Source organism: Paracoccus sp. (in: a-proteobacteria) (assembly GCF_030536915.1).
Taxonomy (GTDB): domain Bacteria; phylum Pseudomonadota; class Alphaproteobacteria; order Rhodobacterales; family Rhodobacteraceae; genus Paracoccus.
The window spans coordinates 1-2,019 of record NZ_JAUNPC010000201.1 but is presented as its reverse complement, the minus strand read 5'-3'; the positions used below and the strand labels follow the sequence as shown (position 1 = coordinate 2,019).

Here is a 2,019-nt window from a genome sequence, read left to right as displayed (position 1 = left end):
AGATTTGACATGAGCAGCATCACACTTGGCGTCCTGCTGATCGCGCTTCTTCTGGTTCTGATCCTTCTGGGGATGCGGATTGCCATCGCCCTCATCTCCGTCGCCTTTCTTGGGGTCTGGTTGATTCGCGACAACTTCACCCTGGCGATGAAGCTGATGTCGATGGCCACCTATAACGGCGTCGCCAACTATCTCTTCGCGACGATCCCGCTTTTCGTCCTGATGGGCCAGCTCGTCAGCGTTTCGAATGTCGGCAAGGACACATTCGAGGTGGCCGACACGCTTCTGCGGCGCATTCTGGGCGGGCTGGGCATCGCCACCGTGGCCGCCAATACCGTCTTTGCCGCCGTGACCGGGGTCTCCATAGCCTCGGCTGCTGTGTTCACCAAGGTCGCCGTCCCCGAAATGACACGGCATGGTTATCGTGCCTCGTTCGCAACGGGGACGGTCGCAGGCAGCTCGGTCCTCGGCATGTTGCTGCCGCCCAGCCTGCTGCTGATCATCTATGGCGTTCTGGCCGAGGTCTCCATCGGCAAAATGTTCATCGCCGGGCTGGTGCCGGGCATGCTTCTTGCGATGGGCTTTATCATCATGATCATGACGGCCGCACGCCTGTCGCCGAACCTGGTGTTCGATACCGAAAGGCTCCAGGAAAAGCAGCGGGCCGCGGCAGAGCTGCCGCGTCTTACCGTCGTCCAGCTTCTGGGCAAGAGTCTGCCGATCCTGCTGCTGGTGTTCCTGGTGATCGGCGGCCTTTACAGCGGTTACTTCACGCCAACCGAGGCGGGGGGTGTCTGCGACGCAGTCTGACCGGCGCAAAACTGTGGCGGGTCATGACGGACACGGGCGCGGTTTCGGTCAGCATCCTCATCCTGCTGGTCGCGGCAAGCTTCTACGGGCAGATGCTGGCAGTCGCCGGGATCCCGGCGGCGATCAGTGACTTCGTTCGCGACATAGGACTGGGGCCGGCAGGCTTTCTTATCGTCCACCTCTTGCTGGTCCTGCTTCTGGGCATGATCCTCGACAGCAGTTCGATCCTGCTGATCTTCGTGCCGATCGCCGCGCCGATCGCCCAAAATCTTGGCTTCGATCTGATCCAGTTCGGCATCCTCACCGTTATCGCTGTCGAAGTGGGTCTGCTTACCCCGCCCTTCGGTATTTCGATCTTTACGGTCCATGCCGCCTTGGCGGATCGAAGGGTTTCCCTGGAATCGATCTTCGCCGGGGTCTTGCCCTTCATCGGGGTCATGCTGCTGGTGCTGATCCTGCTGGCGGTTTTTCCCGGGCTGATCGTCTATTGACCGCAGTGCCCTAACCCTTTCCGGGGTAGGGCTCGACCGACTCCTTGGAGGACTTGCCGTTGTCTGCTCCTGCCATGATCCTTCCCTTTGCACATCCCCCCGGCTCCGCCGGCCCGCCTCCCTATGCCGATCCGGTGCAGGCGCTGGCCTCCGAGCGGGCCGAAGGGATCCTGGCAATGATCACCGGCATAGACGGGCCCTCGTATCGCCCTCTCGGCGCGACCATGGCCCTTTTTCCAGATGGGCGGCGCGTCGGCAGTCTTTCGTCAGGCTGCATCGAGGCCGATATCTATCGTCATGCAGAGCAGGCGCTGATCGACGGCCGCCCGGTGCAGCTTCGCTATGGCAAGGGCTCGCCCTATTTCGACATCCGCCTGCCTTGCGGCGGCGGGTTGGAGATCACGCTGCTGCCGCGACCGCCTCTCGTGCTGCTCAACCGGGCGGTGGCGCTTCGGCAGGCCCGCCAGCCTTACGCCCTCTCGGTTTCCTACGACCGCGGCTTGTGCCACATCGCTCCGGACCGGCCAACCGGGTTCGAGAACGGCCTGTTCCACGCAGCCGTCCGCCCCGAGCCGAGGTTCCTGATCTTCGGAAAGGGTCCTGAGACGATCGTCTTCGCCGGCCTCGTCCGTTCTGCGCATTTTCCCTGCCTTCTCTTGTCGCATGACCCCGAGACGCTGGAACTGGCTGCGCAGGGCGGTGTGCCGACGTGCTGCCT

General features: G+C 62.7%; 3 protein-coding genes. All 3 read left to right on the top strand.

Features of this window, described 5'->3' with window-relative positions; genetic code table 11:
• A partial coding sequence (locus Q4F04_RS16080; protein WP_368660744.1) for a TRAP transporter large permease subunit occupies nucleotides 1–810 on the top strand: 810 nt, incomplete at its 5' end.
• 23 nt (nucleotides 811–833) lie between these two features.
• On the top strand, nucleotides 834–1,301 hold the full coding sequence (locus tag Q4F04_RS16075) for a TRAP transporter large permease subunit (RefSeq protein ID WP_368660743.1): 468 nt from the start codon (nucleotides 834–836) through the stop codon (nucleotides 1,299–1,301).
• A gap of 59 nt (nucleotides 1,302–1,360) precedes the next feature.
• A partial coding sequence (locus Q4F04_RS15700; RefSeq protein WP_303370721.1) for an XdhC family protein occupies nucleotides 1,361–2,019 on the top strand: 659 nt, incomplete at its 3' end.

Bases quoted from the DNA above. Each gene is read 5' to 3' on its own strand.
- Q4F04_RS16075 (WP_368660743.1), top strand. From the start codon at position 834: ATGACGGACACGGGCGCGGTTTCGGTCAGCATCCTCATCCTGCTGGTC.